This is a genomic window from Flavobacterium salmonis, assembly GCF_903819435.1.
GTDB classification, from domain to species: domain Bacteria; phylum Bacteroidota; class Bacteroidia; order Flavobacteriales; family Flavobacteriaceae; genus Flavobacterium; species Flavobacterium chungangense.
The window spans coordinates 284,701-300,920 of record NZ_CAIJDP010000079.1 but is presented as its reverse complement, the minus strand read 5'-3'; the positions used below and the strand labels follow the sequence as shown (position 1 = coordinate 300,920).

Sequence of the window (16,220 nt, the reverse complement as noted above, 5' to 3'; positions counted from 1 at the left end):
AACAAAAAATATTATGGAAACAAAAAATATAAAAGCCTTTGGTACAGAAGCTGCTGAAGCACCATTGAAAACATTAGACATCAAACGTCGTATTGTACAGGCACACGATGTAGAAATTGAAATTTTGTATTGCGGTATTTGCCATTCTGATTTACATTCAGCCAGAAATGAATGGCACGGAACAATTTATCCAATAGTTCCGGGACATGAAATTGTGGGAAGAATTATCAAAGTTGGTGACCATGTTAAGAATTTTAAGGTAGGTCAATTAGCCGGAGTAGGGTGTATGGTTGACTCCTGTAGAGAATGTGAACATTGTAAAAGTGATTTGGAGCAATTCTGTGATGAAGGAAGTATTTTGACTTTTAACTCTCCGGACGCTCATTTAGGAGGACAAACTTTTGGTGGTTATTCAGAAAGTATTGTTGTGGATGAAAATTATGTATTACACATTTCAGATAAGCTTGATCTTGCCGGAGTTGCTCCGTTGCTTTGTGCCGGAATAACAACGTATTCTCCTTTAAAACACTGGAAAGTGGGGCCTGGACAAAAAGTGGGCATTGTAGGTATTGGCGGTTTAGGTCATATGGGAATCAAATTAGCTAAAGCTATGGGGGCTCATGTGGTAGTTTTTACAACTTCATTATCTAAAACCCAAGATGCTAAACGTTTGGGTGCTGATGAAGTAGTTTTATCTACCGATACAGAACAGATGTCACAACATGCTCGAAGTCTAAATTTTATTTTAGACTGTGTATCGGCAGAACATAGTATTGATGCTTATCTGAATTTATTAAAAGTAGATGGAAATTTGGTTTTAGTCGGCGCACCAATGGAACCGCTCCCAGTAACATCATTCAGCCTTATATTAGGAAGAAGAAGTTTTGCCGGCTCAATGATTGGCGGAATTGCAGAAACTCAGGAGATGCTCGACTTTTGTGCAGAACATAATATTATTGCCGATATTGAATTAATTGGGGTAAACGATGTTAATGACGCCTATGAAAGATTATTAAAAGGAGATATTAAATATCGTTTTGTAATTGATATGGCTTCTTTGAAAAACTAATACAAAACATTTTTAATATCAAAAAACTGCTTTTTGTTTAAAGAGCAGTTTTTTTGTTTTATTGAATTATAATTCGTCACTATTTTCAATCTTTTTGATTTCTACTTTTTCTTTTTTAATTGTCTGTCTTAACAAAGCAAAAAGACTCATGTAGATATTGGCAACAAAAACCAGCGAAAATCCGGCAATTAGATAGCCTCTTGCATCGTCAATTAAAAGTTTAAAATTGCAAATACAGATAAAAAAAATAGTGATATAATGGCTGAAGCAATATTCGCATGTAAAAAGATAAAAAAATTTCCGAATTAAAATTTTCTTATTGTTTTTAGAACAGTTAACACACCATTCTCTGGGTTCGCGGAATATTTCTTCCTGAGTTACAGTCCAGCTTATGCAGGCAATGGGAATCGCAAGTATAAATAACCAGAAGATTTGAGTTTCTGTTTCCATTCATTCTTAAATTTACGGCATAAAAATAAGGATGAATTTTTATGATTGTTTTATATAATTTAGTTCCTAAATTATATAATTGTCTGATTTGTTTCTAAAAAATCTCTAAACCATATTCCTGATTGTTTAATGGTTCTCTTTTGAGTTTTAAAATCTATATGCACTAAGCCAAACCTTGCATTGTAACCTTCAGCCCATTCAAAGTTGTCAGTAAGGCTCCAGACAAAATAACCATCGACTTTACAACCTTCTTTTTTAGCTTTAAGTAACTGCTCTAAATGATCTTGTATATAATGAGTTCGTTTAATATCATATACTTTTCCGTTTGTAACTGTATCAGGAAATGCAGCTCCGTTTTCGGTAATTATAATTTTTTTAATTCCTTTATACGAATTAAATTTTTGAAGAATATAATATAGGGCAGGAGGATAAATTTCCCATCCCATTTCAGTAGATATGACATTTCTTTTTTCTGCACTTACCAATTCGGCACCAATATATGGAGTAAGCAATGATGATTTAACTATTTCCCTGGTGTAACACTGCAGCCCTATGAAATCAAAGTCAAAAGCTAAATTTTGTAAATCATCACCCTGAATATAATTATTAAGTTTTTTAAGTACCGGAAGATCACTCTGTGGATATCCAAGCCCCAAAATTGGCTCTATAAAAGTTCTGTTTAATAGCGTGTCGACACGTTTAGCAGCCTGAACATCTGTAGGTTTATCTGAGAAGGGTTCGATATGAGTACAGGAAAAAGTAGTGCCAATATTGGCATCAGGAATATATTGCCTTAGTTTTTTGGCACCGGAAGCTGTTGCCAGCGTTACGTGATGAATTGCTTTTAAATAATTGGTAATGCCTTTTTTGCCTGGAGCATGAATGCCAAGAAAATATCCTGCGCCCGTAAAAACCGAAGGTTCGTTTATAACCATCCAGTTTTTTACGCGATTACCAAAATGCTGGGCACATACTTCTGTATAATCCGAAAACCATGAGGTACATTCTCTGTTTGTCCATCCTCCTTTTACTTCCAGGGCATGTGGTAAATCCCAATGATAAAGAGTGACCCAGGGTTCAATTTCGCATTCAAGTAAAAAATCAATTACTTTGTTGTAATAATCTATACCTGATTGGTTTACAGGATAAACGCCAGTAGGCATAATTCGTGACCAGCTAATAGAAAATCTAAAATTAGGAATGTTTAATTCACGGACTAAACTAATATCATCCTTATAGCAATTATAAAAATCACATGCATTTATAGCATGATGCCCGTTTTTTATTTTACCCTTTTGACTGGTAAAAACATCCCATATAGAAGGGCCTTTTCCATCACTTTCATGAGCTCCTTCTATTTGAAAAGCGGCGGTAGAAACACCCCAAAGAAAATCCTGACCAAATTGGTCTTTATTTAAAAATGACTTCTCTAATTTATTCATTCAGATGTACTTTCCTTTATTTTGAAAATTAATGAATGAATGATGAATGCATAGCTCTGAGAAAAAGCCATTCTTTGAATGAAACCAGAAATTTTAAGCTAAAGAATTTCATAACGATTTGTTTTATTCAAAATAAGTAAATAAATATAAATTTACAGTAACCTAAATGTTATCAAATAGTTAACTATTGTGGTTGTTGTTTAAATGATTATCTCTTGTCTAAATAAAAATTTATTTAAATCAATAATTCTTGAAAATAATTTTGCTTCCTAAGTTTTCAGTGATATTACCAATATTTAACTTTAATTAACAATAAATAATTTTTGACAAAACTTCATTAGTTTATATTTGTAAGGCAAAAAATATTAAATTTTGAAAATCTATGAAAATTCACACTTTTAAAATATATATTTTTCTCTTAATCTTTTCAGCTACTACCTATAGCCAAAATGTAAAGCTAATTAATATCAACCAGTTGAACGAACGTATAAAGACTGGAAAAGACAGTACGTATGTAGTGAATTTTTGGGCTACCTGGTGTGCTCCGTGCATCAAAGAGTTGCCTCATTTTGAAAAACTTGGAGCAGAATATAAATCTGACAAATTGGTTGTATTACTGATTAGTGTTGATTTTAAATCCAAACTGAGTTCTGCCGTTGAGCCTTTTGTCAAAAGGAAAAACCTTCAGAATGAAGTTTTTTTACTGAATGAAAGCAGTCCGCAGGAATATATAGACCGTATTGATCCATCCTGGTCTGGCAGTATTCCGGCAACTATTTTTATTAAAGGAAATAAACGAAAATTTGTCGAAAGCGAATTTAACTATGAACAATTATTAACTGAATATAAAAAAATACAATATCAATAATTAATTAACTATAAAACATCAAAATTTATTATGAAAAAAATAATCATTTTAATAGTACTTGCATTTTCTGCCTTTCTTTCTCAGGCACAAACTACAACCCTTAAAGCGGGGGATGCTGCACCTGATTTCAAATTGAAAAACATTGATAATAAAGAAGTTTCATTTGCAACTTTTCCAAAAGCAAAAGGATTCATTGTAGTTTTTACTTGTAATACATGTCCGTATGCAGTGGCGTATGAGCAAAGAATTATCGATTTAGACAATAAATTCAGACCTCAGGGATATCCGGTAATTGCAATTAACCCAAATGATCCGGAAGCACAGCCAGATGATGCTTTTAATAAAATGCAGGAATTAGCTAAAAATAAAAAGTATCCTTTCCCTTATTTATTTGATGCAGGACAAAAAGTAACGGATCAATATGGAGCAAAGCGTACACCACATATTTTTATTGTCTCAAAATCTGCTAAAGGAAATGTGGTAGAATATGTTGGCGCAATTGACAATGATCCGGAAGGAACTAAAACAGAAAAAATAAAATATGCTGAAGATGTTATTGAATCATTAAAAAACAATCAAAAACCAGCCATTACTCAGACAAAAGAAATTGGCTGTACAGTTAAAAGAAAAGTAAAAGCTTAATTTATTGGTTTTCATTTATACAAAAAAACGCTTCACATATCTGAAGCGTTTTTGCTTTTTACAAAGTTTTCAACTTTTTCATGAAGACGGGAAAGACTTCATTTATTTCATCAAAAAGAGGATTCTTCCGGTGTTTCAATTTTATTTCCCCAAATAATTTTAAACCCAATGCAAATTGAGTTGCTTCAGATTCATTATCAAATAAGTTTTTAGCTTTTATTTTTTCAATAATGCTAAAAATCTCATCGTGATTTTCAAATTCAATTCCAAGTTCTTTTGCAGGCATTGTTTCTCCATTTGCATATTCCTTAAGACTTAATGTCAAATGATATTTATTGCTTCTTTTTTCCATGTGGTATTTATTATATTATTTAAGCCATTTTTCAACAATAGTTTTAAATGCCTCTTTGTATTGCTCGCCAACCGTAATTTCAGTTTTTCCAATAAAAATGGAATTCTTGCTGATGGCATTTATTTTGTCAAGAGGGACAATATAAGAACGATGAATTCTCATAAATTTTGCGGATGGTAATTTTTCTTCTAAGGCTTTCAATGATATAAGTGAAAGCACGGTTTTTTGAGAATCGACAAGATGTACCTTTACATAATCTTTTAAACTTTCGATATATAAAACATCTTTTAGAGAAATCCGAACCCATTGATATTCTACTTTTAAGAAAAAAAACTCATCATCTGCTGCTGTAATTGGCTGGTAATGATTAGAAGATTCTTCAGTTATTTGCAGTACTTTATTTGCAGCACGTAAAAACTCTTCATAGCTAAAAGGTTTTAAAAGATAATCGACTGCATTAACTTTATACCCTTCAATTGCATAGTGATTGTAAGCGGTTGTAAAAATAATTTTCGGAGTCAATCCAGGCTGTTCCTGCAGGAGTCTGGCCAATTCCATTCCGGTTAAATTAGGCATATTGATGTCCAGAAAAACAAGATCAGGCTGCTTGTCCTTAATTATAGTCATGGCTTCAACTGCATTATCACAGCTGGCGCTCAATTCTAAAAAGGGAGTCTGCTCAATAAAGGTTTGAACTAATTTTAATGCTAATGGTTCATCATCTACTGCGATACATTTTAATGCTATCATTATTCTAAAGTTATTTGCAGTTTTACTTTGTACTTTCCGTTTTTCGCAATGCCTGATGTTAAGGTATGTTTATGCGGGTAAATTAAATGAAGTCTGCGTTTCGTATTCGTTAGTCCAATACCGCCTTCATCTGTAGTAGAAGTTTTTTCGAAATAGGTATTTTCTACTTCAAATTCAAGATTGTTCCCATTCTGCTTAAACGAAATATGAATTTCACTTTTATCAGTAGCATGAATACCATGCTTAAAAGCATTTTCTACTAAAGGTAATAATAACATCGGAACAATTGGATAATCGTGTATTTTTTCAGGGATATCAGTTGTAATAGTCAGTTTGCTGTTGGTACGAAGTTTCATCAAAGCGATAAAGTCTCTCATAAATTCAGCTTCTTTCAGCAATGTTGTTGTTTCTTCTGTGCTGTAAAGCAAATATCGCATCATTCGGCTTAAGGTGTGAAGCGCATTTCTGGAATCTTCAACATCTGTATAAGTAAGTGAATAAATACTATTTAGCGAATTAAAGAAAAAGTGTGGATTGATCTGCGCCTTGAGCATTGCTAATTCTGCTACTGTTTTATCCTGTTCCAGTTTTTGTTTGTGCTGTGCTGCTTTCTGCCAATATTGAAGCATCGACCAGCTTGTACTGATTCCTAAAACCAATAGTGTCAGCATAAGTACATAATTGTCAAAATAAGGATTTCTATATTTTTTAAATCCTAAGACCTCACTGACTTTAGTGTGAAGATCTGTTTCCGAAGTATAAAAATAAGCGATTAGCTGCATCACAAAAACAGCAAGAAAAACCCAAACTAAAAACGGAGATGTATTATCTTTTATAATGGTTTTTGGAACTATAATTTTGGCATTGGAATAAAAAATAATAATTAATAAAACTAAGATAATCATCTGCCAAAGCCAAAATACAGATGGAAGTAACACGTTCCATGTTATAGGGATATAAAACAACATGATAAATCCCAATAACACCCAGCTTAGAATGTGTAATCCGGTAAATAAATAAGGTCTGAATAAGTTTGTGGACATTATAATTTATGTTTTAATTGACAATATTACACTTTATTTGAATAAAATTTTAAACCAATCGCCAAAGAGAGTTTTACACTCCATAAAAACAATGTTAGAGCCGATGAGTTTGTAAATTAAACACTTGTTTAGTTTTTTTTAAAAACCATCGGTTCTAAAGTTATCTCTATCGATCATCTTCGACTCTACGTCTATCAGATGTTTTTCGTGTATCGTATTTTATTTCTTTTGCACCTTTATAAATAGATAATTACAAATTTGTAAGTTATGAATAAGCAATCCTTTTTAAGCATTTTCGCAGCGTCTGTGATCATCGCTTCGTGTGGTAATAAAAGTGATCAGGCTCCTATGGGCGGACCCGGATCACAAGTTAAAGAGTATAAAACGCTGACTTTACAGCCCCAATCAGCAACCTTGTATAACGATTTTCCTGCGAGTATTCAGGGACAGCAAAATATAGAAATTCGCCCAAGGGTTGAAGGTTATATCGATAAAATTTTTGTAGACGAAGGAGTTGTAGTAAAAACGGGACAGCCTTTGTTTAAAATAAGTGCTCCGGAATATGAGCAGCAGGTTCGTACAGCTACGGCAAGCATTAAAAGTGCTCAGGCAGATTTAAGCGCGGCAAAACTGGCCATTAATAAAGTGAAACCCTTAGTTGAAAAAGGAATCATTAGTAAATACGATTTAGAGTCGGCACAATATAGTTATGAATCTGCTTTAGCAACGCTGGCACAAGCAAATGCAGCTTTGGTTAATGCCAAAACTAATTTGGGATATACAACCGTAACAAGCCCTGTTGACGGCGTTGTGGGGTCGATACCATTTCGTTTAGGAAGCTTGGTAAGCTCTAATAATGCAGATCCTTTAACGACGGTTTCAAGTATTGGAAATGTTTATGCCTATTTTGCAATGAACGAAAAAGTACTTTTAAACTTCACAAAAAGTTCAGGTTCACTGGCTCAAAAAATTAAGCAATTACCTCAGGTTTCCTTATTACTTTTAGATGGATCAACTTACACTGAAAAAGGGCGCATTGAAACCGTAAACGGATTAATTAATACAGAGACAGGCTCCGTAAACATTAGAGCTCGCTTTCCAAATCCGAAAGGGATGATCAGAAGCGGAAGCAGTACCACTGTTCGAATTCCAAATGAAGTAAAAGATGTTTTGATCGTACCGCAAAGTGCCACATTTGAACTACAGGACAAGATTTTTGTAGTTACCGTTGGAAAAGATGGAAAAACAAAAAATGTAAATATAACAGTGTCTGAAAATACAGCGGGTAATTACTATGTGGTGACAAGTGGCTTAAAGGCAGGCTATCAAATCGTATTAGAAGGAGTAGCTTCATTAAAAGACGGAAGCGAAATAAAAACTAAAAATCAGAATCCAGAAACGGTTTACGCTGACTTAAAATAAGAAAAGATGTTTAAAATTTTTATACAAAGACCTGTTCTTTCGACAGTAATATCTGTTATTATTGTCATCTTGGGGCTAATAGGACTGTCAGCATTGCCAATTGCGCAGTATCCTGATATTGCTCCGCCAACAGTAAACGTTTCGGCAAGTTATACCGGAGCAAATGCTGATGTGGTATTGAAAAGTATTGTAATTCCGCTTGAAGAGCAGATTAACGGTGTAGAGAACATGACCTACATGACTTCGACTGCAACAAATGATGGAAGTGCTTCTATCAAAATATTTTTTAAAGTGGGTACAAATCCTGATTTAGCGGCGGTAAACGTGCAGAACAGGGTTTCCAGAGCAACGAGTTTATTGCCTTCAGAGGTAACTCAGGCGGGTGTAACGGTTACAAAGAGTCAGAGTAGTAATTTATTGATTTTCTCTTTATACAGCGAAAATAAAGCGTATGATCAGACTTTTCTTCAAAATTACGCCAAAATCAACCTTGTTCCGCAAATTCAGCGTGTTGTTGGAGTTGGAGATGTGTCCGTTTTTGGATCAAAGGATTATTCAATGAGAATCTGGCTAAAACCGGATATCATGCAGCAATATAAATTGATTCCGAGTGATATTTCGGCTGCTTTGGCAGAACAGAATATCGAAGCTGCTCCAGGTAAATTTGGTGAAAACGGAAATCAGGCTTTTCAATATGTAATTAAATATAAAGGACGTTTAACGAATGCTGAGGAATTTGGTGATATAGTAATAAAATCGGTTGGTAACGGACAAATACTGCGATTGAAAGATGTAGCGAAAGTAGAGTTGGGATCTCTGAGTTATGCTTCTACAATTAAGACAAACGGTGTAGAATCAGCAGCAATGTCAATTAGTCAGACTCCCGGATCCAATGCCCGTGATGTAATCAATAACTCTAAAAAACTGATTGAAGAAGCAGCAAAGAATTTTCCGAAAGGAATAAAATATACACTGCTTGTTGATGTTAACGAAAATTTGGATGCTTCGATTGAGAAAGTAATTCACACTTTGATAGAAGCTTTTATTTTGGTTTTCATTGTAGTATTTATTTTCCTTCAGGATTTTAGATCAACATTAATTCCGGCAATTGCGGTTCCGGTGGCGATTATAGGAACATTTTTCTTCCTGAATTTATTTGGATTTACAATTAACTTATTAACGCTTTTTGCGATGGTACTGGCTATTGGTATTGTCGTCGATGATGCCATTGTTGTCGTCGAGGCGGTACATGCCAAACTTGATCACGGTTATAAATCATCTAAAAAAGCGACTATTGATGCGATGGATGAAATTTCCGGAGCGATCATTTCTATTACGCTTGTAATGGCCGCCGTATTTATTCCGGTAACGTTTATTACAGGATCAACAGGAGTTTTTTACAAGCAATTTGGTATTACATTAGCTGTTGCGATTATTCTTTCGGCTGTAAACGGTTTGACTTTAAGTCCGGCTTTATGTGCTTTGCTTTTAAAACCGCATGCTGACGATCATAAACATAAAAGTTTTATGCAACGATTTTATACCTCGTTTAACGTTGCATTTGATAATGTAACCAACAGGTACAAACGTTCGGTAAGTTTTCTTTCTGTCAAAAAATGGATTGTTTTGGTTTCTATTTTTATAGCAGGAGCAGCCTTATTTTATATGATGAAAACTACGCCATCTGCTTTTGTTCCTGCAGAAGATCAGGGTACTGTTTTTGCGAATATTAGTTTACCGCCATCGGCTTCTATGGAACGTTCTGATATTATAGCCAAGCAAGTAGATAGTATTGCGAATACTATTCCGGGAGTTAAAAATACGCTTCGTATTGTGGGACAAAACTTTACTGCAGGAGCCGGAAGTGCGTACAGTATGGTTATTGTAAAATTAGAAACGTGGGACAAACGTGACTTAAGTGTTGATGAAGTTATTGGTCAGCTTTTTGCCAAAACAAGCGGAATTCGTGAAGCTAATATTTTCTTTATTTCTCCGCCAACCATCCAGGGGTTTGGACAAAGTGGAGGATTCGAATTTCAGCTTCAGGATAAAGGAGGACACTCGACAGCAGAATTCTTTAAAGTGAATACTGATTTTCTTGAAAAATTAGCAAAACGTCCTGAAATACAATATGCGACAACTCCATTTAATCCAGGTTTTCCTCAATATATGATGGATATTAATCTGGCTAAAGCCAAAGATGCAGGTGTAACAGTCAATTCGATTTTATCAACGATGCAAGGGTATTATGGAGGTTTGTATGCTTCTAACTTTAATAAATTCGGAAAACAATACCGTGTCATGATTCAGGCTTCTCCTGAATTCAGAACCAATACCGAGGGGTTGAACAAAATCTTCGTGAGAAACAGTGCAGGAAACATGGCTCCGATTACGGAATTTGTAACGATGACTAGAGTTTTTGGACCGGAATCGATTTCAAGATTTAACTTGTTTACTTCAATTTCGATTACAGGAGCGCCAAATCCGGGATATAGTTCCGGAGATGCTATTAAGGCGATTCAGGAAGTGGCGGCAGAAAATCTTCCTGCGGGATACGGATACGAATTCTCTGGTTTAACGCGTGAAGAATTAGCATCAGGAAGTGAAACGATTTTCATTTTTATCTTGTGTTTGGTCTTTGTTTATTTCTTATTGAGTGCACAATACGAGAGTTATATTCTGCCTTTTGCAGTATTATTCTCCATTCCGTTCGGATTGGCCGGAGCGTATTTGTTTTCGATTATTTTCAAATTAAATAGTAATATTTACCTGCAGATTTCCTTAATCATGCTGATTGGATTACTGGCGAAGAACGGAATTTTGATTGTTGAATTTGCATTGGAGAGACGACGAAAAGGATTACCTATTGTAGAGGCAGCAATTGCAGGAGCTGTAGCACGTTTAAGACCAATTCTAATGACCTCGTTCGCCTTTATTTTAGGACTTGTTCCGTTGATGTTTGCTTCAGGAGCGGGAGCAGTAGGAAACAAATCAATCGGAACTGGTGCAGTAGGAGGAATGTTAATCGGAACCGTTTTAGGAGTATTTGTTATTCCTGTTTTGTTTATTATCTTCCAGACTTTACAAGAAAAAGTAAGCGGTCCAGCAAAAGATGGTTATGATGATGGAGATGAAGAGGATGAAATTCAGTTAATAGAAGTTCACAAAGAGTAAAATTTAATTAAAACAGAGATGACTAACAGTTCAAATAAATATATTTTACTAGTGCTGACAGCCGTACTTTTGAGTGCATGTTCAGTTACCAAAAAGTACGAACGCCCCACAACTTTAAAAACAGATCAATTGTATCGTGATCAGGTTTCAGCCGATTCTACTACGATTGCCAATATGCCGTGGCAGAGTGTTTTTAAAGATGAAAAACTAAACGCATTGATTCAAAAAGGATTAGATAATAATCTTAATTTGAAAAATGCTATTGAGAATATTATTCAGGCACAAGCTTCGTTGCGTCAAAGTAAATTGGCTTACTATCCAACGTTAAGTCTGGATGCAAGTGCCACACATAGTAAACAATCTGAAGCTTCTTTAAATTTTGGGGGCGCTTCGATCAACACATTAACAACGACTTATAAACTAGGCTTAAGCACTTCTTGGGAAGCGGATATTTGGGGAAAATTGAGCAGCTCTAAAAGAGCAGCTTTTGCTTCGTATTTAGCTACAGATGCTGCAAAGCAGGCAGTGCAGACACAGTTGATTTCAGATATTACAAATAACTATTTTTTGTTATTAGCGTATGACAAACAATTGAAAATCACACGGGAAACTTTAGAAAGCCGCGTTAAAAATGTGGAAACAATTAAAGCTTTAAAAGAAGGCGCAATTGTTACAGGAGCAGCAGTGGTACAGAGCGAAGCCAACCAACATGCAGCAGAAGTTTTGATTCCGGATTTGAAACAAAGCATACGTGAAACTGAAAATGCCATTAATATTTTATTAGGTCAAGCACCTGGGCCAATAGAAAGAGGGGAGTTAGGAACACAGATTATTCCTGAAAATATTGCAATTGGGTTACCTTCTCAATTATTGCAGAATCGTCCGGATGTTCGTCAGGCAGAATTTAATTTTAGAGTTGCATTTGAATCTACAAACCTGGCAAGAACCAATTTCTATCCAAGTTTGACCCTTACAGCAAGCGGTGGATTTTCTAATTTAGAATTGAAAGACTTTTTTACCAATTCGATTTTTTATTCGATAGTGGGAGGTCTGACCCAGCCTATATTTAATCAAGGGCTTAATAAAATGAGATTAACAACAGCGCAATCAGAGCAATTGCAGGCTTATAATAATTTTCAGCAGAGTCTCTTGACAGCAGGTCAGGAAGTTTCGAATGCGTTATACGCTTATCAAATGGCGGTTGAAAAACAAGATTCGAGAGAAAAACAAATTGCAGCCTTAGAAAAAGCAGTCGATTTTACACAACAGCTTTTAGAATATAGTTCGGCTACGAATTACACAGATGTATTGACATCAGAACAGAATTTATTGGATGCTCAATTGAGCGGCATCAATGATAATTTACAAAAATTACAGGCAGTTGTTGATTTGTATCGTGCTCTAGGTGGTGGTTGGAAATAGAATTTTCATCATCATCGTTAAATTAAAATTGTTAAAACGAAGAGCGCCTCATTAATTGAGGCGTTTTTTTTATTAGCAAACCTGAGTTTTAGTTTTCTTTATCGAAGTTACAAATTGTATAGATAAACATATTCTTATGAAAATGATTTCCTTAGCCCAAATAGAAGTAAAAATGCTTTTGTACCGGGTTCGGTATACAAGATTACTTCACTGTATATCTATTTTAAATTCTGTGTTCATTGAAGTTCGTTAAAACGGACAGGGGATTTATCCTTAAAAGAAGTTAGTTAATTATATCGGCTGAAAAGCAGTATTCGTCGATTGGTTCCATGTTTCTGTATAATGCATGTCATAAACCAATATATTGGCACTACTTTCGCCTTAGTTAAATCAAATTAATATTTAACAACAAAAAAGATGAAAAAATCAGTACTTAACTTAGTGCTTTTTATGAGTGTATTTTTTGCTCATGCACAGGTTTCAATTAATGTAAATATTGGAACACCTCCCAGCTGGGGACCAGAAGGAAACGATGACAGCAGATATTATTATTTACCGGATATCGATACTTATTATGATGTTTCCCAAAGTCAGTATATTTATGTTAATAACGGACAATGGATTCGCGAAAGAAGACTTCCTGTAAAATACAGACAATATGATTTGTATAGTGGTTATAAAGTAGTGTTGAATGATTATAAAGGAAATTCTCCTTATACCTATCATAAAAAACACAGAGCCAATTACCCAAAAGGATATCACGGTAAACCTCAAAAAAATAGAGGAAATAAACCTGTCAAAAACGATAAACAGTATAATAGAGAGAAGTCACACAAAGGGAATCCTAAAAACGATAATTCAAATAAATCTAAAGGAAATTCTAACATGGGTCAGGATCATAAGCATAATGGTCACCACTAATTGATTTAAAAATATAACAATGAAAAACGCCTCAAATTACTGAGGCGTTTTTTGATTTTAGAAAATTTATTTGTTAAGTTGAAAAAGTCAATCCTTTAGCTTTAAAGTTGCTAAAGAGAACCTGACGCGCACTGCTTATCGTTTCTTCAGTACGATAAATACTGCACCAGAATTTTACCAATACTTTATATTTTCCATCAGAAATGGCGCTGTAATAAATTTGAGGCGTTTTTTCCATGTTAATCAAAGCTAAACTTTTTAGAGCGTCCATTACTATTACATTAATGTGATCCGGAGTAGTATCACCACTAATTTCTATTGAAATTTCAACCAGTTTAAAATTGTCTGTATATGTCCAGTTAGTGATATTTTGAGATAATAAATTTCCATTCGGAATAATGATTTCAGCACCGTTTGGAGCATTGATTTTTGTAGTTCGCAATCCCATAGATTTTACCCGGCCAGACTCAGAACTTATTTCAATAACATCTCCCACCTGAATTGGTTTGTCAAATATTAAAATTATACCCGATACAAAATTATTCACCACGCTTTGAAGACCAAGTCCAACACCTACGCCTAAGGCACCTAATAGAATACTTAATTTATCCAAAGGCATTCCGGACGCGGCTACGGCCAATAAATAACCGCCAATTAATACAAGCAGTCTGGTAATCAGTAATTTTGAATGCTGTCTTTTATTGACATTTTCTTCGTTTTCATCCTCAATTTCACCAAAAAAGTAAGCTACATATTTTTGAAGCAAATGAGCAATCCAGATAATAATAAAAAACAAAACTATGTTTCCTAAAGTAAAAGTAATGCTTCCGATAGTATTGGGATGGCTTAATAAGTTTCCTAAAGAGGAACGAAGCGATTCCCAAATATTTAAATTGGAGGCAATAACCACAAGCCACATATAGCTGATTACAATAATAAATGGCCTTTTTAGCGTATCAGACAAACTTTCATGATCGAAAATCTTTTCGAAACCACGTTTAATTCGGGTCGTATAGATCTGTAAAATAATGATTTCTAAAATGATTTTCAAAAGCACGCTCAATGCCACAATCTGCGTAAGCGAAATAAAAGCAGTTAAGCTCAGCATATTGGAAAGCGATACTCGTCCAAAAAGATTATAAAGTATAGACAAACCATTTAATCCGATAAAAATAATACTGGCCCATTTAAAAAAACCTTTGATATATAATTGGTCTTTAAGGGTTTTGATTTGCACCAAACCATAGCGAATTCCTAAAATATTAATGATAATAAAAGCACATCGCTGTAATAAACCAACCTCTATAAAAAGATCAAGGAAACAAAGTGTGAAGAATAATCCCAAAAGGAATAGCCAATTTTTCATGGAAATTTTTGACCAATTATTTTTAAAAAGTACAGTCAAAAATCCAAGTAATAAGAGATGAAGTAATTCTAAAAATAGCGCAGGAGCATACAAATTGCTGACAACGGCAATATTGAGCCCAATGACTCCAACAGGCACTATTACACCTCTGTTTAAATATTTAAAATTAAAAGAAGAAAGGTTTTCGTTATATCCGTTCGCATTGAGGTATTTTAAATTACGGGAAATATACCACGCCAAAAGCCCCATAAAAAATAACAGCGTAATTAATCCTCCGGTTCGATAGCTCAAATAATAACCAGCAACGTTTTCTTCAATTACTATTTTGGCTCCTATATTTTGTTTTATCGCTTTTTTAGGAATAGATTCATTGATGCTCCACAAGAAAGGATATTCTTTATGCAGCATGCTGATTCCTGACTTTTCAAGATTGTTTTCGACTGTAATCAAAGCATTTGAAACTGCAATTTTTCGCTGTACTGTTAGTCTTTTCTTCGTGTTTAAAATCCCTTGATTTTTAGTCATCAGACTGTCTGTAGCGAGGTATCTTTTTTTAAGATTCGCAAATTCTTTTTTAAACTGTTTTCGTCGAATAGTATCTTTTAAAAGCCCGGTTAGTGTTTTGTCTTTTCGGAGTTCGATAAATCGGCTTTTAATTTTTTCAAGATTCTGGTTACGCAAATTAATAGCTGCATTCTGTTGATCCAATTGCAGCTGTAATTCTTGTAGAACCGTATGATACATTTGCTGGTTACGTACATTTGTATTAGCGCCCTTTAAGCTTGCCAGAATAAGGTCAAGTTTGCCTTGTGTTCTTTTAATTTCGCGAAACAAATGATGAGATGCACTGTCAAAATCGGCATCGTTATAAGCTGATTCCATTACCTCACCGGCTTTTTCAATAGCCATTAAATAATCGCTGTCTGTAGTAGTTTCTTCAAATAATTTTGAACGGTTTTCTTTTTTTGGAGATGACGTTTGCGAACTCACATTTACGTTATAAAATAAGATAATCAATGTCGCGAGAAGATGAAGAAAATTTCTTTTTTGGAACATAATTTTAAATATAGATTTGGATTTTCAAATGTAATTTTTTTAAAATAGTTTAGTTGTATTTACAGATAAATTATTATAAAAACTTAACTGAAATTAAGTTTCAATTTGCTCATAGGCATGTTTTAATTCAATGAGTCTCACCTGACTGATATTGATGAGATAGATATTTTATAAAATTTAAAAGACAACATATAAACCGATCTGTTTTGTGTAGTCTAAATTTGAAAGTGAAATAATTAAAAA

13 protein-coding genes are annotated in these 16,220 nt (G+C 34.2%); 7 read left to right on the top strand and 6 right to left on the bottom strand.

Going from position 1 to position 16,220, the window contains the following annotated elements; genetic code table 11:
- The first annotated feature begins 13 nt into the window (after nt 1–13).
- The gene (locus tag FLACHUCJ7_RS17665; RefSeq protein WP_180909832.1) at nt 14–1,069 is read left to right on the top strand and encodes an NAD(P)-dependent alcohol dehydrogenase; all 1,056 of its coding nucleotides are present in this window, start codon (nt 14–16) and stop codon (nt 1,067–1,069) included.
- Nucleotides 1,070–1,135: 66 nt separating this feature from the next.
- Here the strand turns inward: FLACHUCJ7_RS17665 and FLACHUCJ7_RS17660 are convergent, their stop codons facing one another.
- Both FLACHUCJ7_RS17660 and FLACHUCJ7_RS17655 read right to left on the bottom strand, forming a co-directional pair.
- On the bottom strand, nt 1,136–1,519 hold the full coding sequence (locus tag FLACHUCJ7_RS17660; RefSeq protein WP_031453540.1) for a hypothetical protein: 384 nt from the start codon (nt 1,517–1,519) through the stop codon (nt 1,136–1,138).
- 71 nt (nt 1,520–1,590) lie between these two features.
- Nucleotides 1,591–2,961, bottom strand: coding sequence for a GH1 family beta-glucosidase (locus FLACHUCJ7_RS17655; protein WP_180909831.1), 1,371 nt, complete (start codon nt 2,959–2,961; stop codon nt 1,591–1,593).
- 382 nt (nt 2,962–3,343) lie between these two features.
- Here FLACHUCJ7_RS17655 and FLACHUCJ7_RS17650 point away from each other — a divergent pair, with 382 nt between their 5' ends.
- Both FLACHUCJ7_RS17650 and FLACHUCJ7_RS17645 read left to right on the top strand, forming a co-directional pair.
- Nucleotides 3,344–3,829, top strand: coding sequence for a TlpA family protein disulfide reductase (locus FLACHUCJ7_RS17650; RefSeq protein ID WP_078228173.1), 486 nt, complete (start codon nt 3,344–3,346; stop codon nt 3,827–3,829).
- A 30-nt stretch (nt 3,830–3,859) separates the two neighbouring features.
- A complete protein-coding gene (locus FLACHUCJ7_RS17645; protein ID WP_078228172.1) occupies nt 3,860–4,471 on the top strand; it encodes a thioredoxin family protein in 612 nt (203 codons plus the stop codon).
- A 58-nt stretch (nt 4,472–4,529) separates the two neighbouring features.
- On the opposite strand, the gene FLACHUCJ7_RS17640 is transcribed toward FLACHUCJ7_RS17645, so the two are convergent.
- From FLACHUCJ7_RS17640 to FLACHUCJ7_RS17630, 3 genes are read right to left on the bottom strand one after another with little or no spacing between them, the layout of a single operon-like run.
- Entirely contained in the window at nt 4,530–4,823 is a 294-nt protein-coding gene (locus FLACHUCJ7_RS17640) for a DUF3861 domain-containing protein (RefSeq protein ID WP_078228171.1), read from the bottom strand.
- 15 nt (nt 4,824–4,838) lie between these two features.
- The gene (locus FLACHUCJ7_RS17635; protein ID WP_078228170.1) at nt 4,839–5,573 is read right to left on the bottom strand and encodes a LytR/AlgR family response regulator transcription factor; all 735 of its coding nucleotides are present in this window, start codon (nt 5,571–5,573) and stop codon (nt 4,839–4,841) included.
- The gene (locus FLACHUCJ7_RS17630) at nt 5,573–6,616 is read right to left on the bottom strand and encodes a sensor histidine kinase (RefSeq protein ID WP_078228169.1); all 1,044 of its coding nucleotides are present in this window, start codon (nt 6,614–6,616) and stop codon (nt 5,573–5,575) included. Before FLACHUCJ7_RS17630 ends, FLACHUCJ7_RS17635 begins: the two co-directional genes overlap by 1 nt.
- A gap of 267 nt (nt 6,617–6,883) precedes the next feature.
- Here FLACHUCJ7_RS17630 and FLACHUCJ7_RS17625 point away from each other — a divergent pair, with 267 nt between their 5' ends.
- From FLACHUCJ7_RS17625 to FLACHUCJ7_RS17610, 4 genes are all read left to right on the top strand, one after another.
- A complete protein-coding gene (locus FLACHUCJ7_RS17625; RefSeq protein ID WP_180909830.1) occupies nt 6,884–8,038 on the top strand; it encodes an efflux RND transporter periplasmic adaptor subunit in 1,155 nt (384 codons plus the stop codon).
- A 6-nt stretch (nt 8,039–8,044) separates the two neighbouring features.
- Complete coding sequence (locus tag FLACHUCJ7_RS17620; RefSeq protein WP_180909829.1) at nt 8,045–11,212, top strand: efflux RND transporter permease subunit; 3,168 nt, start codon at nt 8,045–8,047, stop codon at nt 11,210–11,212.
- Nucleotides 11,213–11,230: 18 nt separating this feature from the next.
- Nucleotides 11,231–12,634, top strand: coding sequence for an efflux transporter outer membrane subunit (locus FLACHUCJ7_RS17615; protein WP_180909828.1), 1,404 nt, complete (start codon nt 11,231–11,233; stop codon nt 12,632–12,634).
- A gap of 417 nt (nt 12,635–13,051) precedes the next feature.
- The gene (locus tag FLACHUCJ7_RS17610) at nt 13,052–13,555 is read left to right on the top strand and encodes a hypothetical protein (protein ID WP_180909827.1); all 504 of its coding nucleotides are present in this window, start codon (nt 13,052–13,054) and stop codon (nt 13,553–13,555) included.
- A 73-nt stretch (nt 13,556–13,628) separates the two neighbouring features.
- Here FLACHUCJ7_RS17610 and FLACHUCJ7_RS17605 read toward each other — a convergent pair whose 3' ends face one another.
- Entirely contained in the window at nt 13,629–15,977 is a 2,349-nt protein-coding gene (locus FLACHUCJ7_RS17605; protein WP_180909826.1) for a mechanosensitive ion channel family protein, read from the bottom strand.
- Between the last annotated feature and the right edge of the window lie 243 nt (nt 15,978–16,220).